General features: G+C 63.5%; 18 protein-coding genes. 8 read left to right on the forward strand and 10 right to left on the reverse strand.

What is annotated here, in order from left to right; all coding sequences use genetic code 11:
• Positions 1 to 521 precede the first annotated feature (521 nt).
• Complete coding sequence (locus VGO12_RS26005) at positions 522 to 719, forward strand: heavy-metal-associated domain-containing protein (RefSeq protein WP_327515608.1); 198 nt, start codon at positions 522 to 524, stop codon at positions 717 to 719.
• Between the two features lie 85 nt (positions 720 to 804).
• Here VGO12_RS26005 and VGO12_RS26010 read toward each other — a convergent pair whose 3' ends face one another.
• The 7 genes from VGO12_RS26010 to VGO12_RS26040 all read right to left on the reverse strand — a co-directional run bounded on the left by VGO12_RS26010 (position 805) and on the right by VGO12_RS26040 (position 8,083).
• A complete protein-coding gene (locus VGO12_RS26010) occupies positions 805 to 2,475 on the reverse strand; it encodes a dihydroxyacetone kinase subunit DhaK (protein ID WP_327515609.1) in 1,671 nt (556 codons plus the stop codon).
• A 10-nt stretch (positions 2,476 to 2,485) separates the two neighbouring features.
• A complete protein-coding gene (locus VGO12_RS26015) occupies positions 2,486 to 3,481 on the reverse strand; it encodes an ABC transporter ATP-binding protein (protein WP_327515610.1) in 996 nt (331 codons plus the stop codon).
• The gene (locus VGO12_RS26020; RefSeq protein ID WP_327515611.1) at positions 3,474 to 4,571 is read right to left on the reverse strand and encodes an ABC transporter ATP-binding protein; all 1,098 of its coding nucleotides are present in this window, start codon (positions 4,569 to 4,571) and stop codon (positions 3,474 to 3,476) included. The genes VGO12_RS26015 and VGO12_RS26020 overlap by 8 nt, the downstream gene beginning before the upstream one ends.
• Before the next feature lie 3 nt (positions 4,572 to 4,574).
• Positions 4,575 to 4,763 carry a hypothetical protein gene (locus VGO12_RS26025; RefSeq protein WP_327515612.1) on the reverse strand — a complete coding sequence of 63 codons (189 nt, stop codon included), beginning with the start codon at positions 4,761 to 4,763 and terminating at the stop codon, positions 4,575 to 4,577.
• Complete coding sequence (locus VGO12_RS26030) at positions 4,760 to 5,701, reverse strand: carbohydrate ABC transporter permease (protein WP_327515613.1); 942 nt, start codon at positions 5,699 to 5,701, stop codon at positions 4,760 to 4,762. The genes VGO12_RS26025 and VGO12_RS26030 overlap by 4 nt, the downstream gene beginning before the upstream one ends.
• Positions 5,698 to 6,645 carry a sugar ABC transporter permease gene (locus tag VGO12_RS26035; RefSeq protein ID WP_327515614.1) on the reverse strand — a complete coding sequence of 316 codons (948 nt, stop codon included), beginning with the start codon at positions 6,643 to 6,645 and terminating at the stop codon, positions 5,698 to 5,700. The genes VGO12_RS26030 and VGO12_RS26035 overlap by 4 nt, the downstream gene beginning before the upstream one ends.
• Positions 6,646 to 6,748: 103 nt before the next feature.
• Positions 6,749 to 8,083: an ABC transporter substrate-binding protein gene (locus VGO12_RS26040; protein WP_327515708.1), complete on the reverse strand. Its 1,335-nt coding sequence runs from the start codon at positions 8,081 to 8,083 to the stop codon at positions 6,749 to 6,751.
• Between the two features lie 256 nt (positions 8,084 to 8,339).
• Between VGO12_RS26040 and VGO12_RS26045 the strand changes: the two genes are divergently transcribed.
• The gene (locus VGO12_RS26045) at positions 8,340 to 9,362 is read left to right on the forward strand and encodes a LacI family DNA-binding transcriptional regulator (protein WP_327515615.1); all 1,023 of its coding nucleotides are present in this window, start codon (positions 8,340 to 8,342) and stop codon (positions 9,360 to 9,362) included.
• A 6-nt stretch (positions 9,363 to 9,368) separates the two neighbouring features.
• On the opposite strand, the gene VGO12_RS26050 is transcribed toward VGO12_RS26045, so the two are convergent.
• The 3 genes from VGO12_RS26050 to VGO12_RS26060 are packed head-to-tail and all read right to left on the reverse strand — an operon-like array spanning position 9,369 to position 13,999.
• Positions 9,369 to 10,385, reverse strand: coding sequence for an XdhC family protein (locus VGO12_RS26050; RefSeq protein WP_327515616.1), 1,017 nt, complete (start codon positions 10,383 to 10,385; stop codon positions 9,369 to 9,371).
• 30 nt (positions 10,386 to 10,415) lie between these two features.
• Positions 10,416 to 13,181: a molybdopterin-dependent oxidoreductase gene (locus tag VGO12_RS26055; protein ID WP_327515617.1), complete on the reverse strand. Its 2,766-nt coding sequence runs from the start codon at positions 13,179 to 13,181 to the stop codon at positions 10,416 to 10,418.
• The gene (locus VGO12_RS26060; RefSeq protein WP_327515618.1) at positions 13,178 to 13,999 is read right to left on the reverse strand and encodes an FAD binding domain-containing protein; all 822 of its coding nucleotides are present in this window, start codon (positions 13,997 to 13,999) and stop codon (positions 13,178 to 13,180) included. Before VGO12_RS26060 ends, VGO12_RS26055 begins: the two co-directional genes overlap by 4 nt.
• Positions 14,000 to 14,146: 147 nt before the next feature.
• On the opposite strand from VGO12_RS26060, the gene VGO12_RS26065 reads away from it, so the two are divergent.
• The 6 genes from VGO12_RS26065 (at position 14,147) to VGO12_RS26095 (ending at position 22,093) form a co-directional block, all read left to right on the forward strand.
• A complete protein-coding gene (locus tag VGO12_RS26065; protein WP_327515619.1) occupies positions 14,147 to 15,151 on the forward strand; it encodes a LysR family transcriptional regulator in 1,005 nt (334 codons plus the stop codon).
• Between the two features lie 211 nt (positions 15,152 to 15,362).
• Positions 15,363 to 17,795, forward strand: a complete 2,433-nt coding sequence (locus tag VGO12_RS26070; RefSeq protein WP_414650781.1) for a heavy metal translocating P-type ATPase — start codon at positions 15,363 to 15,365, stop codon at positions 17,793 to 17,795.
• A gap of 99 nt (positions 17,796 to 17,894) precedes the next feature.
• Positions 17,895 to 18,365, forward strand: a complete 471-nt coding sequence (gene cueR, locus VGO12_RS26075) for a Cu(I)-responsive transcriptional regulator (protein ID WP_327515621.1) — start codon at positions 17,895 to 17,897, stop codon at positions 18,363 to 18,365.
• Positions 18,366 to 18,460: 95 nt separating this feature from the next.
• On the forward strand, positions 18,461 to 18,853 hold the full coding sequence (locus VGO12_RS26080; RefSeq protein WP_327515622.1) for a hypothetical protein: 393 nt from the start codon (positions 18,461 to 18,463) through the stop codon (positions 18,851 to 18,853).
• A 419-nt stretch (positions 18,854 to 19,272) separates the two neighbouring features.
• The gene (locus VGO12_RS26090; protein ID WP_327515624.1) at positions 19,273 to 20,742 is read left to right on the forward strand and encodes a TolC family protein; all 1,470 of its coding nucleotides are present in this window, start codon (positions 19,273 to 19,275) and stop codon (positions 20,740 to 20,742) included.
• Between the two features lie 13 nt (positions 20,743 to 20,755).
• A complete protein-coding gene (locus tag VGO12_RS26095; RefSeq protein WP_327515625.1) occupies positions 20,756 to 22,093 on the forward strand; it encodes a copper oxidase in 1,338 nt (445 codons plus the stop codon).
• Positions 22,094 to 22,139: the final 46 nt, after the last annotated feature.

The raw sequence follows: 22,139 nt of genomic DNA on the forward strand, positions 1-22,139 counted from the left end.
ATGATGTAGGACATCGTCAGGAATGTCGTGATACCGGCGATCACCTCGGTGCGCGCCGTCGTCTGATGCTCTTTCAGCTTGAATAGTCGTTCAAACATCTTTCCTCCCTTGGCGGCGTCACCACGACGCAGCCGAACGACAATGGGCGGGAAACCGTCTCCTCCAGTTCCCGACCAGTGCATTACGAACGCCCGGAACTATCCTGAGCGATCACTTGGCTTAAGGCTTCGTGCCGGCTGGCGATCGTCCGCCCTCTTTCGGACGATGCGAGTGCCTTTTGCACAGCCTTGGGATTGTGCGACGTCCGGAGCCGGACCGCTAGCCGTCCATTCCCGGGATCGACGATGAAAGACTTTCAAATTTTTCGAAGAATATCCGCGGGCCGAAACGGCGCGCTTCGATCGTTTTCCACCGGGAGCGAGGCCATGCGAAGCCGCGATAAAATATGTTGAAATGGCCTATTGACCTTCCAACGGTGGGAAACGCCATGTTTCTCTCACAACCAAACGAAGGAGACAAGCATGCAGAACCTGAAGATCGACAACATGACCTGCGGACATTGCGCCGGCTCGGTGCAGAAGGCGATCCTGAGCGTCGACCCGCAGGCGACGATCAAGGTCGATCTCGGCAACCGCGAAGTCAGCGTCGAGTCCATGGCGGGCGTAGGTCCGATCGCCGATGCCCTCAAGGCTGCCGGCTACGAGAGCCGTCCGCTCTGACCCTCGCGCCACCATCCGCAAACACAACCCAAGCAAAACGCCCCGGCCTGACCGGGGCGTTTCGTTTCCGGTCGACAATCCCGCGTCATCCGGCTGTCGCGGCCCTCGGTTGAGGCGCATCAAGGGCTGGATGCCGTGCGAGATGCTCGAACAGACGCGCGACGGCTTCTGCCCCCGGATCGATATGCCCCTCAAGCTGCTTGGCGTTGATATAGGCCGCGCGGCCCGCCTTTGCCCGCACCAGCGTTGCCGTCAGATCTGCACCTGCGCGGGCGGCATCTGCCGCCGCAGCCATGCTTGTGTCGAGCGCATCCAGCGCCGGTGACAGTGCGTCAACCATGGTGCGATCGCCGATCCGGGCGCCGCCGATTTCCTGCATCCGCGCCAGTCCAGCCTTCAGGGCCTCCCCGATCGACAGCCCGCTGGAGGCGCCATCTCCCGCCGCGGCGAAAAAGATGGCGAGGAGGACCCCGGAGGATCCACCCATGGTCTGGCTCAACTCCTGCCCGATGGCACGGAAGAGCTGCGTGTGATCGGAAAGCGGCAATCGGTCCAGAGCGTCGATCAGCGCCCGCGCGGCGCCTGCAAGCGTCGAGCCGGTGTCCCCGTCCCCGGATTTGGCGTCGAGCGCGTTCAGGTCCTGCTCCGCACTGATCAACAGGTGGCAGCAGGCCAGAAGGAACTCTCGCGTCGGCTCGTGCCGCGACGGCAGCGGCGCGATCGGGGTCAAGCCGTCAGGCAAGGCGACGACCGATACCGGCTTGACCGCCGTGATCCCCGGCCAGGCCGGAAGGGAGACGGGCGCCGCCAGAAGCTCGAGTTCAACCTTGTCGGCCGGAAGCACCGATATCGAGAAGCCGCGCATGTCGAGCGACGTCATCATCGCGGCAGGCCCGACCACATGGGCGATCCTGTCGCCGATCGCGGAACCGACAAGCGCATGCGCTAGAACCGACATTTCCAGGATCGACGTGCCGCCCAGATTGTTGACGAGCGCGACATGCGGCCTGTCTTCCATGGCGGCCTGCAGCCGTCCGACCATGGCGGCAACCGCATGGTTCGCGTCGGAATATTCGATCTGCTCGACGCCGGCCTCACCGTGGATTCCAAGCCCGAGCTCGGCGTGACCTTCCGGGATGCGGTGCTCCTTTGGAGAACCGGGGACAGTGCAGGTGTCGAGCGACATGCCGATGGTGCTGGTGCGCGATATGACCTTGCGCGCAGCGGCGGCAATCGTTTCGAGATCGGCGCCCCTTTGGGCGAGCGCGCCGGCAATCTTGTGGACGAACAGGGTGCCGGCAACGCCACGCGGCTGCGGAAGCTCGGGCAACGCGATGTCGTCATCGACGATGACCATGCCGACGTTGAGGCCATAGGCGCGGGCGCGCTCGGCTGCCAGCCCAAAGTTCAGCCTGTCACCGGTATAGTTCTTGACGATCAACAGGCAGCCGGCCGGTCCGGTGACCGCGAGAATGCCGGCAAGGATCGCATCGACGCTGGGGGACGCGAACACGTCGCCGCACACTGCGGCCGTCAGCATGCCCTTGCCGACAAAGCCGATATGGGCGGGCTCGTGTCCCGATCCCCCGCCGGAGACCAGCGCAACCTTGCCCTCGGCCTTGTCCCAATCGGAGCGGATCACGACGCGAATGTGCGGATATCCATCGAGGCGACTGAGCGCGCCGCCGGATGCGGCAAGAACCCCATCGATGGCCTCGGTCACCGCATTTTCCTTGCGGTTGATGAACTGGTTCATGCTCGCCTCCCTAAACGATACGCATTCCGGCCGCATCGAAAAAGAGCGGCTTGTTTGGCTGGATCTTGATGGTCTCGCCGCCGCGGAACCGCGTTTGCGGGTCCGTGACCGTCACGAGATCGTGGTGCCTGAACGACAGGTGAAGACGGGTCTGGTCGCCCAGATGCTCGACCCGCGTGACAAGCGCGTCTTCGCCTTCGCCCTGGACGATGTGCTCGGGGCGAAGGCCGATCGATTTTGCCTTCTGCGGCGCGCCTGGAAAAAGGCTCGCAGGCAGGACATTGATCCGCGGCTGGCCGAGACGACTTGCGGCATAGACGCTGACGGGCTGCTCGTAGATTTCGCGCGGCGAGCCGAACTGCACGAGCCGCCCCTCCTCGAGCACGCCGATATGGGTCGCCATCGTCATTGCCTCGATCTGGTCGTGCGTGACATAGAGCAGCGTCGCGCCCGACTTTGCCTGGATGTTCTTCAGCTCGACGCGCAGATCCGCCCGCAGCTTGGCGTCGAGCGAACTCAAGGGTTCGTCCATCAGGTAGATCTGCGGGTTGCGCACGAGCGCCCGCCCGATCGACACGCGCTGCATCTCGCCGCCGGACAGGGCGGTCGCCTTGTTGTCGAGCTTGTGCGAGATCTGCAGCACTTCGGCGATCGCGTTGACCTTCTCGTCAATCGCCTTCTGCGGCGTCTTCAAAAGCGGGGACTTCAGCGGAAATTCCAGGTTCTGGCGAACCGACAGATGCGGATAGAGCGAGTATTGCTGGAACACCATCGCCACGTTGCGCTGCGCCGGTGTCAGTCCCTGCATGGACATGCCGCCGATATAGATCTCGCCGCTATCGGGGCGATCCAGGCCCGACACCATGCGCAACGTCGTCGTTTTGCCAGCCCCGGTCGGACCGAGAAGGACGACGAACGACCCGTTCGGTATCGTCATCGAGACATCGTCGAGGGCCGGGTGACCGGCAAATGTCTTGGTCACATTTCGCAAGATGACTTCAGCCACGGCGCAGCACTCCTTCATTGGCTTCGGAGAGGAGAGCGCGGCCCGTTTCGGCATTGAAGAGCGTCAGCGTCCGGGCATCGAAATCAAGGCCGATGAGCTCGTCGGTGCGGGCAGCCTGGCTCGACGGCGTGCGGGCTTTCAGTTCGCCGTTCGGCGTATCGAGCGTGACGATCTGCGTCGTTCCGAGATATTCGACCGCGATGACGCGGCCGCGATAGGTGGAATCGTCGTTGAAACGGACGTGTTCGGGCCTTACCCCGAGCGTCAGCGTGCCGGCCCGGCCCTCACGGGATGCCGGCACCTTCACCGTCTTTCCCGAGAGATCGATGCTGTCGCCGCCAATGCCGATCATGCCGTCGAACTCCAGGAAGTTCATCGGCGGCGAGCCGATGAATCTCGCGACGAACTTGGTCGCCGGCCAGTCATAGATCTGCTGCGGACGGCCGAATTGTTCCGTCACGCCATGGTTCATGACGACGATCTTGTCGCCCATCTGCATCGCTTCCAGCTGGTCGTGGGTGACGTAGACAGTGGTCGCGCCCATGCGGTCGTGCAGCGCGCGCAGCTCTCCGGCCATGTGTTCGCGGAACTCCGCATCAAGCGCCCCAAGCGGTTCGTCCATGAAGAAGGCCTTCGGGTTGCGGACGATCGCGCGGCCAAGCGCGACACGCTGCCGGTCGCCGCCGGAGAGCCCGCCGACCGGCTTGTCGAGAATGTTCTCGATCCTCAGGATCTTCGCGACCTCCGCAACGCGCGTGGCGACCTCCGCCTTCTTCATCCCCTGGCTGACCAGCGGATAGGAGATGTTCTTGCGCACGTTCATATGCGGATAGAGCGCAAACATCTGGAAGACGAAGGCAATGTCGCGCTCACGCGCCCGCTTCATCCCGACTTCCTCGCCGCCGATGTAGATCCGGCCGCTTGTGGGCAGTTCAAGCCCGGCCATCATGCGCAGCGTCGTGGTCTTGCCGCATCCGGATGGACCGAGCAGCATGAAGAACTCGCCGTCCTCGACCGTGAACGTCGAGGACTGGACGGCGGTGAACGCCCCGAACTCCTTGCGCACGTTCTCTATTCTGATCTGTGCCATCGGCTACTCCGGAAAATGGCTGACGATGATGAACATCACGGTTCCGGTCAGCGTCACGAGGAAGGAGAAGGAATAGAGCGTGAGCGATAGCGGCTGCATCAGCATGACCACGCCGAGCGCGATCAGGACCGATGCGACCATTTCCCAAGCGCCGCGGCGAAGGCGAAGCAACTGGCTGAGGAAAGCTGTCATTTTCGAACCGCTCCAAAGGTAATGCCGCGCAACAGGTGCTTGCGAAGGAGGATGGTGAACACCATGACCGGCACGAGGAAGAGGGTGGCCCCGGCTGCGACCGCCGGCCAGTCCTGGCCACCGACGCCGATGATCGTCGGGATGAATGGCGGCGCAGTCTGGGCGGTTCCGGATGTCAGGAGCACGGCGAAGGCGTATTCGTTCCACGCGAAGATCAGGCAGAAGATCGCGGTCGATGCGATGCCGGTCGCCGCCTGCGGCAGCACTACCTTGTAGAAGGCCTGGAACCGCGTGTAGCCGTCGATCAGCGCCGCTTCTTCATATTCGATCGGGATCTCGTCGATGAAGCCTTTGAGCAACCACACCGACAGCGACAGGTTCACCGCCGTGTAAAGCAGGATCATGCCGGCATGGGTGTCGTTGAGCCCGAGCGAGCGGAACATCAGGAAGATCGGGATCGCGACTGCGATCGGCGGCATCATCCGGGTGGAGAGGATGAAAAACAGGAGATCGTCCTTGAGCGGCACCTTGAAGCGCGAGAACGCGTAGGCTGCCGCCGTCCCGAGCACGATGCACAGAACAGTCGATCCGAAGCCGATGATGACGGAATTGTAGAAGCGCTCGGAGAAGCGCGACGGGCCGGCAATGATCAGCCCGTCCTTGCGCACCAGCCTGTCGTACCAGGTGGTCGGCTCGCCCATTTCCTTCAATTGCTCGTCGGTGACGCGCGTGCGGGTCGTGAACAGGTTCACATAGCCCTCGAGCGTCGGCTGGAAGAAGGTCTTCGGCGGGTAGGCGATCGCATCCGAGGGAGACTTGAAGCTCGTCCCGATGATCCAGAGAAGCGGCAGAATGGTAATGACGGCATAGAGCACGACCAGGGCGCCGGCGAACCACTTCTGCCGGGCGGATGGCTCCGTAACAGAAAAGCTGCTCATCTCTGTTTCACCTTGTTCAGGGCTTTGACATAGATCGACGCAAGGCCGAAGACGGTGACAAAGAGGATCACCGCATAGGCGGAAGCATAGCCGGTCCGCCATTTCTCGAAGGCTTCACGCTTCAGGTTGATCGAGGTCAGCTCGGTGATCGAGCCAGGCCCGCCACCCGTCAGCTGCACGACCAGGTCGAACATCTTGAAGTTCTCGATGCCGCGGAAAAGGATGGCCAGCATCAGGAACGGCAGCACCATTGGGATGGTGATCGTCCAGAACTGCCGCCAGCTGCTGGCGCGGTCGCATTCGGCCGCCTCATAGATGCTGCTCGGAATGGAGCGCAGGCCGGCCAGGCAGATCAGCATCACGAACGGAGTCCACATCCAGGTATCGACGATGATGATGGCCCAGGGCGCAAGCGACGTATCGCCGATCATCGAGAAGCTCGAAGGGTCGGCACCCGTCAGGAAGCCGACGGCATAATTGAAGAGACCGATCTGTGGCTGGTAGAGGAAGGTCCAGAAATTGCCGACGACGGCGGGGCTCAACATCATCGGCAGGACGATGATCGTCGTCCAGAGGTCGTTGCCGCGAAACTTCTTGTTGATCAGGTAGGCCAGCGAGAAGCCGATCAGGACCTGAAGGATGATCGTCCAGATCAGAAAATGGGCCGTCGCCTGCATCGTCTGCCAGATGTCTGCGTCGGTCAGGATGCTGATGTAGTTCTTCAGTCCGACGAACGAGACTTCGGCATTGGGGCGATTGACGCGAAAATTGGTGAAGCTCAGCCGGATCGTCCAGATCAGCGGGAAAATGTTGATGGCGAGCAGAAGCACGATGGAGGGAGCGACGAAAATCCAGGCGATTGCGCGGTCCGACAAGCCCTTGACCCGTTGCGCAACCGCCGGCGGCGTCGCGTGCGCAGCGCGATCGATCGATGAATGGAGCATGCTATTCCCCTTGGGCACTGAGACGATGGCGTGCAGGGCCGGAACCGGTTCGGGACCGGCCCTGCACGGACGCTGTCCGCCGGGAGGCGGCGGCGCTCAAGCGTCAGTACTTGCCTTCGTCCTCGAAGATGGCCTTCCAGTCCTCGGAGAGACCGTTAAGCGCATCCTGCGCCGTGCCCTGTTTAGCTACCACATAGTCGTGGAAGCGCTTCTGGGAAGCCTGGAGCAGCGACGCATAGGAAGGTTCCGCCCAAAAATCCTTCACGATCGCCATGGAATCGAGGAAGGTCTGTGCATAGGGCTGGCTCGTCGCAAAGCCCGGATCCTCGACGACCGAGCGCAATGCAGAATAACCGCCGAGCGACCACCACTTCTTCTGGATCTCGGGCTGCGCGAACCACTTGATGTAATCAAGCGCTTCCTTCTGCTTGTCCGACGCCGCAACGACCGAAATCCCCTGCCCGCCGAGCTGGGCGAACTGGATGCCGGTCGGACCGGCCGGGTTCGGGAAGTAGCCTGACTTGTCGCCGCCGACATTGGCGTCGACATGAATGCCGGGCCAGGTGAAGGCGAAGTTCATCTGCAGCGCGACCTGGCCGGACTTGTAGGCGTCGATGTCCTCCGACATGTAGGCGTCGGAATGGCCAGGAGGCGTGCAGCAGTCGTAGAGCGCCTTGTAGAATTCCAGCCCCTTGACCGCGTCCGGCGAGTTGACGAAACCGTCGAGCTCATAGGCCTTCTTCGGGTTTCCATACTCGAAACCGAACGAGTACAGCACGTCCATCACCCCCATGGTGATGCCTTCCGAGCCGCGCTCCGTATAGATCGCGGCGCCATAGACCGTCTTGCCGTCGATGTTGCGACCCTGGAAGAACTCGGCAATGTCCTTGAGTTCGGCAAAGGTCTTCGGCACGGCGAGATCACGGCCGTATTTCTGTTTGAACTCCGCCTGCAGCTCGGGGCGTGAGAACCAGTCCTTGCGATAGGTCCAGCCGACCACGTCGCCGAAGGCCGGCAGCGCCCAGTAGTTCGGCGTGTTCTTCGGCCACTCGGCATAGCCAACGACGGTCGCCGGGATGAAGTCGTCCATCTTGATTCCTTCCTTGTCGAAGAAATCATTGAGCTTGATGTACTGACCGTTTTCAGCGGCGCCGCCGATCCACTGGCTGTCGCCGATCATCAGATCGCACAGCTTGCCGCCGGAGTTCAGCTCGTTCAGCATCCGGTCGGCGAAGTTCGGCCACGGCACGAACTCGAACTTCATCGTGTTGCCGCTCTTGGCCTCGAAATCCTTGCTGAGCTCGACCAGCGCGTTGGCCGGATCCCAGGCGGCCCAGCAAAGGGTCAGTTCCGCGGCCTGAACATGGGTGGCGGCGGTAGCCGAAACGGCGAAATACGCTCCGATCACGGCTGCGGAGCTTAAAAGCATCTGCTTCATCATTGGGTTCTCCTCCCCTTGTACCTCCCGACCTCCATCGGAAGGAAAACGCCCGAGCCGGGCGGTTGGCGTACCTGAAATCCTCTTGGCACTAGCGGTGCGCACGACCTCATTCAGAGCCTGCGTCTTTCGCTGAATGATTCATAACTGAGGTGCGCACCTCAGTGCAAGCGATTTTTGAGGTGCGCACATCAATTCTTGATTTCCGAACGGTTTTGATGGAGTAGATTGTGGGTGATGACATCAGGAGTTCCGCATGCGGCCGACAGCCAAAGATCTTGCTGAGGCGGCGGGGTTAAGCCTCGCAACCGTCGACCGCGTCTTGAACGACCGTCCGAACGTGAGCGAGAAGGCCGTTCGGAAAGTCAACGAAACCATTGAAAAAATTGGGTTCATTCGAAATCCGGCTGCCGTCAGCCTTGCCCGCAACAAGAGCTACCGGTTCCGCTTCATTCTGCCCACGACCGGTGATCTTTACCTCGCGGAACTGATCCACCGGGTGGACGACGCGCGCGGGATCATGAAGGGCGACCTTGTGGATCTCGACGTCGTCCAGATCCCGATCGATGATCCGCACAGGGTTGCGAGATACCTGTCCGAGATAGATGAAAACGAGGTCGACGGCGTTGCCCTGATGGCCCCGGAATCACCGCAGGTGCGCGACGCGATCGGCCGACTGATCGAACGCGGCATCAAGTTCGTGCAATTTCTGTCCGGGCAGGAAAAGCTTCCGACGGCCGATTTCGTCGGCGTCGACAACTTCGCCGCCGGGGCGACAGCTGCAAAAATCATCGGCCGCTTTGTCGGACCGAGGGCCGGAAAGGTGCTGGTGGTGGCCGAGACGATGCAGTCGCTCGACAGCATCCAGCGCCGCTTCGGCTTCGACAACATCATCAATTCGCGCTTTCCCGATCTGCAGTGTCTTCCCTCGGTCGAGACCCATGGTGACGAGCGCAGGGCGGCTCAGATCCTCAGAAGAATCCTTGAGCGAAATCAGGATATTGTCTCGATCTACGTGTTGAGCTCGGAAGCCCGCATTCCGCTCGAGGGCGCGGCGGCCTTCACCGATCTGCGACCGCTCACGGTGGTGGTCCACGAACGCACGCCGTTCAGCGAAGGCGGCCTGCGCGACGAGCGTATCGATGCGGTCATTGCCCAGGACCCGGGACATGCGGTCAGGAGCGCGATCCGCATCATGCGCGCTCGCGCCGACGCGCGCGAGCCCCATTCCGGACAGGACAAGATCCGCATCGAGGTCCTGCTCAAGGAAAACCTCTAGAGCGTCTCAGACAAGACCGCTCTGAGGTATTCGCCACGGGCTCGTCCTCGAACCCTCGGCATCGGCGGCTCGCATCATTGGCACCGGGCGGTTTTCCAGAAAAAGCGCGTCGCCGCCATTGACCGCAGCATTGGTCTGCATGATCTCGGCCAGGACCGACAGCGCGATCGTCGATGCGCTTTTTCCGCTCTCAAACAGACCGGCCGGTCCGCGAATACGATCGCGATCGCCTTGCGTCACGCCCGCCCGCGCCAGCCTTTCAAGCCGTTGCGCATGGGTTTTCCGGCTTCCCATCGCGCCGATGTAGAACGCATCGGTTCCGACGATGCACGGCAGCAGGTTGGTTTCCCATTCGTGATCGTGAAACATCACCGCGATGGCCGTGTGCCGATCGGCGTGAACCTCGGGCAGGCTTTGCGGGCTCAGGATCGGAACGACCTCGATGCCGGCAAACTTCAGAACTTCCTCGCGCGTCTGCCGGTCCGGCGAAAAGAGGACGACTTCGAAGCCGGTGACGAAGCCGAGGCGACAGAGCTGTACGGCCGAAGGCCCGGTCCCGAGGACGACAAGGCGCGCCCGCGGCGCGTAGATCCGGGTCATCGCGGCATCGGCGGACGGGATGCGCATTGCCGCCGGCAGCCGGCGATGCAGCCTTGTATCGATCGCTTCGAGCGCGCGGCGCGAGATCTCCACGTCGAACACCAGCTCGATGGCACTGCCGCATGGCAACTGGATATCGAAGTATTTCGACCCGCGCCCATAGCGGATGCGACGGTTTTCGTGCCGCTCGATCGCAGCGACCGCCTCGGCGACGACGGCCCGCTCGACGCAGCCGCCGGACAGATAGCCGGTCCAGTCTCCTGTCTCCGAAACCGCCATCTGAGCGCCGAGCGGCCGTGGTGACGATCCCTCGATCTCGACGAGCGTCACGATCGCGACCTTTTCGCCGGAACGGCTCCGTTCAAGTGCGAAGTCCACGACATAATCGTCGAACTGTCCCCACGATGCCGTGGTCTTTGCCATCGCCGCTCTCCTCAAGACGCGTCGGTCCAATCACTCAGCGGGTTCATATGCGCGAACTGCAGGCCGCCCGGCGTCTTGCGCATTCTTGGCAACCAGCTTGTAAAGCCGGTCCGCCTTGAAGGGCGTTGCGTACAGGCGGACGCCGATCGCATCCCGGATGGCGTTGCCAAGGGCGGCGGCCACGGGGTTGTAGGGGCTTTCGCTCATCGATTTGGCGCCAAGCGGACCGATCCGGTCGTAGGTGTCGGCGAAATAGACCTCGGTGCGCGGAATGTCGGCAAATGCCGGAATGTGGTAGCCGCGAAACGTCGGGTTGGAAATCCTGCCCTCCCCGTCGATCATCAGATCTTCGTAGAGCGCCGCCCCGATCGCCTGGGCGACGCCGCCCTCGACCTGGCCACGGCACTGCATCGGGTTCATCACCGTGCCAGCGTCGGCCGCATGGATCGAGCGCAGGATACGGATCTCGCCGTAGCGGCGATGGATGGCGACCTCGAACGCCTGAACGTTGAAGGCCACCGAACGGGGCGTGCCGCCGCTTCGCCCCTGCCCCGACAGCTTGACGCCCGCTTCACGCGCAGACGCAGCCAGTTGCGACAAGGCGATCGGGCGCCCTTTCGCAACGACGATGCCTTCACCGAGCGCGCAATCGGATCGCCGGACCCCGGCGAGCGAAGCGGCGAAATCGAGAATGGCGCCGGCAAGGTCTTCCGCCGCCTCCCGCGTCGCCGATCCGGCAACGACCGTTCCGGTGCTGCCAAAGGCGCCGGTGTCGTGCGAGATGTGGTCGGTGTCCGATTGTTTGATGCGCACATGTTGGAGCGTCGTGCCGAGCAGTGAGGCAACGATCTGGCAATGCACCGTGGTCGTGCCGTTGCCGAATTCGGCGGTTCCCGTCTTCAGCTCGTAGGAGCCGTCGGAAAGAAGCGTCACCCGGCTCTCGGCCCGGTGCCCGCGCGGCGGGATCGTGTCGATCATTCCGGCCGCGACCCCACGCCCCACCAGCCAGTCGTCAGAGAGATCCGACGGCCCGCCATCGGCGAGGGCTGCCTCCACCCTGTCCAGGCACTGGTCGAGCCCGTAGCTGCCATATTCGACATCGTGCGGCCCCTCGTCGGCAGACGTCATGGCGTCGCCGGGAACGACGACGTTCAGCCGCCGGAACGCGATCGGGTCCATGCCGATCTGCCGCGCCAGTTCATCCAGCGCCGATTCCACCGCGAAATTGCTCTGGCTGAGGCCGTAGCCCCGGAAGGCGCCGCTCGGCATCTCGTTGGTATAGACGGCAAAGGAATCGACCTTCTTGTTCGGGCAGCGATAGAGCGCGATGCATTCGCCGGAGCCGTGATACATGACGCCCGGTCCGTGATTGCCGTAGGCGCCGGTGTTCGAGAGCAAACGCATCGCGATCGCCGTCAGCCGGCCTTCGCGCGTCGCCCCGACCTTCACCGAGATCGTCATCGGGTGCCGGCTGGTCGAGGCTGAAAACTGTTCGGTGCGGGTATATTCGAGTTTCACCGGGCGACCGCTCTTAAACACCGCCAGCGCCACGATGTCTTCGGTGATCATCTCCTGCTTGCCGCCGAAGCCGCCGCCCACCCGTTCGGCGAAGACGCGTACCTTGTCCTTCGGCAGATCGTAGAGTGTGCAGAGCGCATCGCGGGTGAGAAACGGCACCTGGGTGCTGGTGCGCATGTTGAGCCGGCCGTCGCCGTCGAGCCAGCCGATGGCGCCATGGGTTTCGAGATGCGCGTGCTGCACGCGCTGGATCCGATAGGTCCCTTCGTGGATCGCGTCCGCTTCGGCAAAACCGGCCTCAACATCGCCGATGTGCCCATGCAGTTCGGCGACGATGTTGGCTTGCGGATCGGCGATGCGGGACGACAGCGGCTTGTCGTGGACAACAGGTGCACCCGGCGCCATCGCCTGCTCAGGATCGTAGACCGCCGGCAAAAGCTGGTACTCGACGGCGATCAGCCTGCAACCGGCCTCGGCAACCGCCTCGCTTTCGGCCACCACCGCGGCCACGCGCTGGCCGATATGGCGAAGGGTCCGATCAAGCACCAGCGTGTCGTCGGGATCGTCGGTATACATCTCGTGGCGTGCGGTGGAAAAATAACGGTCGGGCGCATCCTCATGGGTCAGCACGGCGACGACGCCCGGCAAAGCGAGGGCTGCGCGCGTGTCGATCGAGAGGATGCGGGCGGAGGGATGCGGCGAGCGCAGGATCTTCATGTGCGTGAGGCCGGCAAGATCGCCGACCGACGCGACATCCATCGTGTAGCGCGCGCGGCCGGTGACGACGAACGGACCAGCCGGCGCCGGCAGATTGCGTCCGCATGCCTGGCCCGGCTCGACGCGCTCGATATGTTTTACGCCCTCGATCGCGTCGGCAATGGCGCGGTAGCCGGTGCAACGGCAGAGATTGCCTTTGAGCGCCGCCGGCAGGTCGCGGCGCTGCCCCTGGTCAAGGGCCGCCGTCGTCATGATCAGCCCCGCCGTGCAGAAGCCGCACTGGAACCCTTGCGCATCGAGAAAGGCCTGCTGCACCGGGTGCAGATGATCCGGCGACCCGAGCCCTTCAACCGTCGTGACCTCCAGCCCCTCGGCGCGAAACGCCGGCACGAGGCAACTGTGAACGGGACGACCGTCGAGATGCACGGTGCAGGCGCCACAGTCGCCGGCATCGCATCCCTTCTTGACGCCGAAGCAGCCGAGGTCGCGCAGGAAGGTGCGCAGGCATTGGCCTGGACGCGGTTCCGCGCCATGTTCCTTGCCGTTGACCAGATAGCTCATGGCCGTCCCCCAAGTTCCTGCCGGATCTCCTCGGCAAACAGTTGTGTCATGTGCCGACGCCAGTCGGGGCGACCGTGGAGATCGTCGTAGTAGAACGCGTCGGGAATGGATGTCTCAAGGCGCTGAGACAGGTCCGCGGCTGTCGGGCACCCCTTGAAAGCGAGTTGCACGGGACGGCGGGTCGAGGCCGTCACGGTGAGCGCGAATGCGCCGCTGGCGGCGAGGCTGCCGATCAGGAGCACGCCCGAGCGGCCAAGCGGCGTGAGGCTCGCCCGGCGAAATGCAGTCCGGCGCGTGAGCGCCTCCCAGGGAAGGTCGATGCGGCGCAGGATTTCACCGGGTCTGAGCGCATTGTCGAGCGGCCCTTTGACGAAGTCGACGACCGGCACGGTCCTCTCGGAGCCGTCGGCCGACCAGACGGTGCAGATGCCGTCCAGCGCTGCCGTCAGCGAAATCATCGGCCCTGCCGGAAGCGACATGCAGAGATTGCCGCCGACGGTCGCCATGTTCCAGATCTTGAAGGACGCGAGAAAGGCGCGGCAGCAACTGCCGATCAGGCGCGCGGCCGGCCAGGCGGGCGGCGGCTCGAAAGCATCCAGCGTCGCCACTCGGCAGGTCGCCGCAATCGAGAGCCCCTGATCGCTCACCGTCAGCGAAGGCCAGTCCAGTTTCGAAAGGTCGATCAGGCGGCCGAGTTTCGGCTGTGGCTCGGAAAACAGCCAGGTTCCGCCACCGAGCCAGGCGTCACCATCCTGAAACGGCCAGAGTTCGCCCCGCGTGCGTGGTCGCCTCACCGACGTGATCGTGTTGATATCCATTCGCCTGGCCCCGGTTCAAAGCGCGTCTCAGCCGGCTTGCGGCCCGTCGCTTCCAGCATCGAAACCAATGTCGCTTATCGACATCGATCTTGATATTTCCAATTCAAGATCGGATTGTTGCCGAGAAGGCATCAACGAGGAGGCCGCATGCCCAAGCCGAAACCCATGTCGCCGTTGACGTCCCAGCCACGCGAGCGGGCGCTCTCGCCGACCCTTCTCGCGCGCATGTTCCACCAGCCGGCCATGGTCTATTTCCAGTCCGTGGCCGAACTGCTCTCCATTCGGGAATGCGCCCGCAGGCTCAATGTCGCGTCATCGGCGGTGTCGCGGCAGATCGGGCAACTGGAGGATGCCCTGGGCATGGCGCTCTTCCTTAGGGAAGGCCGGCGCCTCAAGTTGACGGCGGCCGGAGAAATCCTCCTTCGGCATGTCCGGCGCGTCGCCTCGCCGCTGGAGGCTGCCGTGTCGGAGCTTGATATGCTGAGGGGCCTGAAGACCGGCTCCGTGCGCATCGCGACCGTCGAGAGTGTCGGGCTCTCCTTCCTGCCTTCGCTCGTCGTCGAATTCTCGCGGCGTTATCCGACGCTTCATCTCGATGTGTCGGTCACCTCGTCCTCGGACGTGGTCGAGCGTCTGCTGGATGAAACCGCCGATGTCGGCTTCGGCTTCCTCACGGCACCGTCGCGTCACATCGAAATGGCGGTCCGCCGCGATGTTCCGATCGGCGTGTTGATGCATCCCGCGCATCCGTTGACCAAGCCCGAGCATCTGACGCTCGATGACTGCTTCGCCCATCCGGTCGCGCTCGGGAAGCGCGACCTGTCGATCCGCGCGGCGATCCAGCCGCTGCTGGACGCGTCCGGTTCCCTGCCGCCGCCACTGCTGGAAGTCACGTCCATTCGCATGCTCGTGGAACTCGCCCAACTTGGACATCACGTCTCGATCATGACGCCGATCGGTGCCCAGAACGAGATTGCCGAGGGTTCACTGGTGTTTCGACCGCTCGCGGACCGGGGCCTCTCCACCAACCGTTTCGGTCTGATGGTTCGAACCGGAGCCGACCTGCATTTCGCGCCCGGGGTCTTTTACGACTACGCAAAGGACCATTTTCGCGCGCTCGATCTGCCCCATTCGATCGCGCAGCAACCATAGAACGGAGTGCTCGGCACGGGCACGCGAACCCGGCGGTCGCTGCCCGCAGAAAATTTTCGATCGCCCTTGACCTTCCCATCGTTGGAAGCCCCATCTTGCGATAAAAGAATGTAAAAGGAGCGCGATCATGGGATCGGTGACCCCCATCAAAACGAACAATCTCGAGGCGATTTCCGCCGCCGCACTGAGTGCAAGCATCCCTGTCGAGGGCATGACCTGCGCATCGTGCGTGTCCCGGGTGGAAAAGGCGATCCGGGCCGTTCCCGGCGTCACCTCGGCGTCGGTCAACCTTGCAACCGAACGGGCCGACGTGCGCTTCGACGCGACCACCAAATCGGCCGATATCGTCAAGGCGATCGAGAATGCCGGATATGGTGCAGCCGAGGACACGATCGACCTTGCCATCGAAGGCATGACCTGCGCCTCCTGCGTCGCCCGCATCGAAAAGGCACTGAGGGCCGTGCCCGGCGTATCCGACGCCAGCGTCAATCTTGCGACCGAACGCGCCGCCGTGCGGGTGACCAGAGGGATCGCAACGGCTGCAGCACTAGAAGAGGCGGTCCGCGCCGCCGGTTATGACGCCAAGCCGATCAACGGACATGAGAGCGCCGATCAGGCAGGCGAAAAGCGCGAGCAGGAAACCCGCCGCCTCGCCCGGTCGCTGCTGATCGCGGCCGTCCTCACCCTGCCGATCTTCGTGCTCGAAATGGGGTCGCACTTCATCCCGGCGGTGCATGACTTCGTCATGACCAACATCGGCATGCAGGAAAGCTGGTACTTGCAGTTCGTGCTGACGACGCTGGTGCTTTTCGGCCCGGGCTTGCGCTTCTACCAAAAAGGGATTCCGGCTCTCTTTCACCTGGCGCCCGACATGAATTCGCTGGTCGCGATCGGCACCGCCGCCGCCTGGGGCTATTCGGTCGTCGCAACCTTTGCGCCCGACCTACTGCCCGACGGCACCGCCAACGTCTACTTTGAGGCCGCCGCCGTCATCGTCGCTCTGATCCTGCTCGGCCGCTTCCTCGAGGCGCGCGCCAAGGGTCGGACATCGGAAGCAATCAAGCACCTGATGGGCTTGCAGGCCAAGACCGCGCGTGTCGTGCGCAATGGCGAGACGATCGAGGTTCCGCTCTCGGACGTCGTGACCGGCGACACCGTGCTGGTGCGCCCCGGCGACCGCGTCCCGGTCGACGGCAGCGTCATCGACGGCAACTCCTATGTCGACGAATCGATGATCACGGGCGAGCCGGTTCCGGTCGAAAAGGTCGCCGGCAGCGAGGTGGTCGGCGGCACCATCAACAAGACCGGATCCTTCACTTTCCGCGCCACCAAGGTCGGCGCCGACACGGTTCTGGCCCAGATCATCAAGATGGTCGAACAGGCTCAGGGCGCCAAGCTGCCGATCCAGTCGCTGGTCGACCGCGTCACCGCATGGTTCGTTCCGGCCGTCATCGCCATCGCGCTCATCACCTTCGGCATCTGGCTGGTCTTCGGCCCGGATCCGGCGCTGACCTTCGCGCTCGTGAACGGTGTCGCCGTGCTGATCATCGCCTGCCCCTGCGCCATGGGCCTTGCCACCCCGACCTCGATCATGGTCGGCACCGGCCGCGCCGCCGAGATGGGCGTGCTCTTTCGCAAGGGCGAAGCGCTGCAGACCCTGCGCAATGCTGCGGTCATCGCCGTCGACAAAACAGGCACGCTGACCAAGGGACGGCCGGAACTGACCGACCTCGAAACCGCCGAAGGCTTCGATCGCGACAGCGTTCTGGCGTTGGTGGCCGCCGTCGAAACCCGCTCCGAGCACCCGATCGCCGAGGCGATCGTCGAGGCGGCCAAGGCCAAGGGCCTGGCGATTGCCGAGCCGGCGAAGTTCGAGGCCATTCCCGGTTTCGGCGCCAGCGCCGAGGTTGCGGGCCGCAGCGTTCATGTCGGCGCCGACCGGCTGATGGCGCAGCTGAGGCTTGATGTCTCGGTCTTTTCCGAGCAGGCGGCGCGCCTCGGTTCGGAAGGCAAGAGCCCGCTCTATGCGGCGATCGACGGCAGGCTTGCCGCAATCATCGCCGTTGCCGACCCGATCAAGGAGACGACGCCGCAGGCAATCCGCATGCTGCATGATCTCGGCCTGAAGGTCGCGATGATCACCGGCGACAACCGCCGCACCGCAGAAGCGATCGCCGCCAAGCTCGGCATCGACGAGGTCATCGCCGAAGTCCTGCCCGACGGCAAGGTTGCAGCCTTGAAGAAGCTGAAGCAGGGCGGACGTGCGGTCGCCTTCGTCGGCGACGGGATCAACGATGCGCCGGCGCTGGCCGAAGCCGATGTCGGGCTGGCGATCGGCACCGGCACGGATGTCGCGATCGAGAGCGCCGACGTGGTGCTGATGTCGGGCGATCTCCTCGGCGTGCCGAACGCGATCGCGCTCTCCAAGGCGACGATCCGCAACATCAAGGAGAACCTGTTCTGGGCCTTCGCCTATAATGCGGTGCTGATCCCCGTTGCTGCCGGCGCGCTCTACCCGGCCTACGGCCTCCTGCTGTCGCCGATCTTTGCGGCGGGCGCCATGGCGCTTTCGAGCGTCTTCGTACTCGGCAACGCCCTTCGTCTCAGGGCGTTCCGCCCGGTTGCCGCAGCCTCGGCGACCTGACCAGTATGCTCTCCCCGGGCTGCGCCCGACATGGCGCCGCTCGGGGAAAACACCTATATCGTTGATGAAAAGACCAGTGCGTCCAAGGGATTGGAAATCATGAACATCGGTGAAGCCTCACGCGCCTCCGGCGTCTCGACCAAGATGATCCGCTACTACGAGACGATCGGACTGATCCCGCCTGCCGACCGCAGCGAAGCCGGCTACCGGAACTATGGCGACAACGACGTCCATACGCTGCGCTTTATCAGACGCTCGCGCGATCTCGGCTTCACCGTCGAGCAGATGACCGACCTCCTGGCGCTGTGGCGCGATCGCGCACGCGCCAGCGGCGAGGTCAAGAAGATCGCGCTCGAACATGTCGAGATCCTCGAACGCAAGGCAGAGGAGCTGAAGGCGATGAGCCGGACGCTGAAGCATCTCGCCGCCAATTGCCACGGCGACGGCCGGCCGGACTGTCCCATTCTCGATGACCTCGCCGACGCTGAGAACGTGCCGGCAAAGCTGACAGAACCCGCCCGCTTCGGTGCAGGCGGCATCGATCCAGTTCGAAACCGGCGTCACGGGTGACAGGCGCAACGCACAGGCCAGGCTCTCACGCATTCGTGACGCCCGGCAACGCAAGTGGCATTGACAGGAATCATCGGCGTTTCTACGGATCGATCATGGAAAAGGTGCGCACCACATATCTGCGTTTGCTGATTGTGCTGAAACTGGCGGTCATGGTGTCGCTGGCGCTACTGCCTCTTTCCACGGCATCAGGCATGACCCACGCCGCAGCGCACGGCGTCATGCAGATGGAACAAGCCGCCGGTGACGGCATGCAGGCCATGTCGGAACATTGTCTTGGTGCCGACAAGAGCAAGATGAAGCCCGCCCCCGACAGCGGCAAAGTCGACAAGAAGGACTGCTGCAAGGCCTTCTGCGCCGCGGTCGCGGTGCTGGCGGACGCTGACGGCGCACATCCCATCGTCCCGCGCTCGATCCGCAATTTCGGTCCGCAATCACAGCTCACGCCCGGTGAGCTCGCCGACATTCACCGTCCCCCAAAAGCCTGATTTCGTGACCCTCTGACCGGTCTCGCGGTCAACGGCAGCCGTGTTTCCCCGTGGCTGAGGCCACGTGTGCGACCTGCAACCGCTTGATCCGTCGCGACGTCTCGCGCGCCCTTACGGCGCACGGCGTTCCAGGCCCGCCCGGCCCAGTCCGGACGGCCGCCGATCTCCAGTCATCACATCTCAGGTTGAACCATGAAACGTTTGTTTTCCATGGCGCTGCTGCCCGTTCTTCTGGGCGGATGCGCTGCCACCTTGCCTGCCGAGGTCTCAGGCCTTGGCGATCCGGCCGACAGCACGGTCGGGGTCCGGAGCCTCCAATATCGAAGCCCAGTTATCGGCTACACCCACCGCGAGCCGACCGGCCCAAAGCCGTGGGTTCCCCTGAACGACGCCCAATCGCCCAAGAAGGGAGACGCGTCATGACGGTGAACCGCAAGATCAAGCTGGCAGCGCTCATCGGCTTGCCGCTGGTGCTCGCCGGCTGCGCGACCAACGCCGAATACTCGGCCAGGGACGCGGGCTTTACGACCGTGGATGCCAAGGTCGCCACAGCAGCAACGAAGAGAAGCGTCTGGGTCCAGAACCGCGAACAGGCCGAAAAGGTCAATGCCGAAGTCAAGACGCTGTTGAAGCGCAAGACCATCGATGCCGACACCGCCGTCCAGATCGCGCTCATCAACAACAAGGGGCTGCAGGCAGCCTATGCCGATCTCGGCGATGCTTCGGCGGATGCCTGGCAGGCGACGCTGTTCCCCAACCCCTCAGTCTCGATCGGCACCACCGGCATCGGCACGCCTGAGCTCCAGGCCTATCGGGCGATCGAGGGGCTGGTCACGACCAACATCCTGGCGCTGCTGACCCGCGACAAGACCATCGCCATCGCCGACGCGCGTTTCCGCCAGGCGCAGCTGGCAGCAGCCCTCAGCACGCTCACGCTTGCCGCCGAAACCCGGCGCGCCTGGATCGAAGCCGTTGCCTCATGGGAAACCGTGGCACAGCTCAGCCGGGCGCAGATTGCGGCCGACGCGTCCTCGGAACTCGCCTCCAAGCTTGGAGAAACGGGCGCCATCGGCAAGGGCACGCAGGCGCGTGAGCATGTGTTCAACGCGGAGCTCGCCGGACAGGCGGCCGAAGCCCGCCTTGCCGCGCGACTTGCCAAGGAAAACCTCACGCGGCTGATGGGCCTCTGGGGCGCAGACGTCGACTATCAGGTTCCGAACCGCCTGCCGGATCTGCCGAAGACGCTTGCCCGAAAGGAGAGCATCGAGGCCGAGGCGCTCAAGCGCCGTGTCGACCTGCAGATCGCGCGCCTCGATCTCGAAGCCGTGGCAAAATCCTACAAGCTCACTGAGGCGACCCGTCTCGTGACCGATCTCGGACTTGTCGCCGGCGCGGAAGCCGAACGGGAAAAGGAGGATCACGGGACAAAGGTCGAGACGACGGGCCAGTTCGAGCTCGATTTCGTCATCCCGATCTTTGACAGCGGCAATGCCCGCATGCGCAAGGCGGAGCTTGCCCACATGCGCTCGGCAAATCTCCTGGCGGAGAAGGCCGTCAACATCCGCTCCGAAGCGCGGTCCGCCTATGAGGCCTACCGCTCGCGCTACGAGATCGCCCGCCACTACCGCAACAGCGTCATGCCGCTGCGCACCAAGATCCAGGAGGAAGCGACGCTCAGCTACAACGGCATGATCACCAGCACCTTCGAACTTCTGGCCGACATCAGGGCAAAGGTCGATTCTTCCGTGCTCTCCGTCAATGCGAAGCGCGATTTCTGGCTTGCCGACGCAGATCTGGTGACGGCGATCAACGGTGGCGGCTCGGGCGGCGGATCGGGCGCAGCAGCAGCCGCACCCGCAGCGGCCGAAGCCGGCGGCGCCGGACATTAAGAAGGATCGGATCATGTTCAACAGAAGAAACTTCCTCGGCGCCGGTGCCGCTCTCGTCTCGACGGCGGCCTGGGCGCAAACCTCCAATTCCGGCCTGCCGGAAGCGGCAAGCATGGACAATGCCAAGACCCAGAAGCCGCTCGTGCCGACGAGCGGCCCCGACTACAACCCGGTCGTCACCTTGAACGGCTGGACGCTGCCGCACCGCATCAACAACGGCGTCAAGGAATTCCACCTTGTCGCCGAGCCGGTCGAACGCGAGATGGCCGATGGAATGACCGCCTATCTCTGGGGCTACAACGGCCAGTCGCCAGGCCCGACGATCGAGGCGGTCGAAGGCGATCGCGTCCGCATCTTCGTCACCAACAAGCTTCCGGAGCACACCACCATCCACTGGCACGGCATGATCCTGCCCTCGGGCATGGATGGCGTCGGCGGTCTGTCGCAGCCGCATATCCCAGTTGGCAAGACCTATGTCTACGAGTTCGACCTCGTGAAGTCGGGCACCTTCATGTACCATCCGCATGCCGACGAAATGGTGCAGATGGCCATGGGCATGATGGGCTTCTTCGTGGTGCACCCGAAGGATCCGGCCTTCATGCGGGTCGACCGCGACTTCGTGTTCCTGCTCAATGCGTACGACATCGAGCCCGGAACCTACGTCCCGCGCATCATGGAAATGACCGACTTCAACATGTGGTGCTGGAACAGCCGCATCTTCCCGGACATCGATCCGCTGGTGGTGTCGAAGAACGACCGGGTGCGGGTGCGCGTCGGCAACCTCACCATGACCAACCATCCGATCCACATGCACGGCTACGATTTCGAGGTGACCTGCACCGATGGCGGATGGGTGCGCCCGGAAGCACGCTGGCCGGAAGTCACGATCGACATTCCCGTCGGCGCCATGCGCGCCTACGAATTCGACGCCAAGTACGAGGGCGACTGGGCAATCCATTGCCACAAGTCGCATCATACGATGAACGCGATGGGCCACGATATCCCGACCTTCATCGGTGCCGACAAAAAGTCAGTCGCGCAAAAGATCCGCAAGGTCGCGCCCGACTACATGCCCATGGGCACGGCAGGCATGGCCGACATGGGCGAAATGGAAATGCCGCTCCCCGACAACACGATCCCGATGATGACCGGCTGGGGTCCGCACGGCGCGCTGGAGATGGGCGGCATGTTCTCGGTGGTGAAGGTGCGCGAAGGCATCTCCGCCGGCGATTACAGCGATCCCGGCTGGTACACCAACCCGCCGGGAACCCAGGCCTTCGAGTGGACCGGCGCCCTGCCGGAAGCGACGCGGGCAAACGATGCCAAGACCGTGATCACGAAGAAACCGTGAAAGGACGGCTGACTGCAATGACCTCTTTCAAATCCATCAGGAACCC

This window comes from Ensifer sp. (genome assembly GCF_035999135.1).
In the GTDB taxonomy this organism is placed as follows: Bacteria; Pseudomonadota; Alphaproteobacteria; order Rhizobiales; family Rhizobiaceae; genus Ensifer.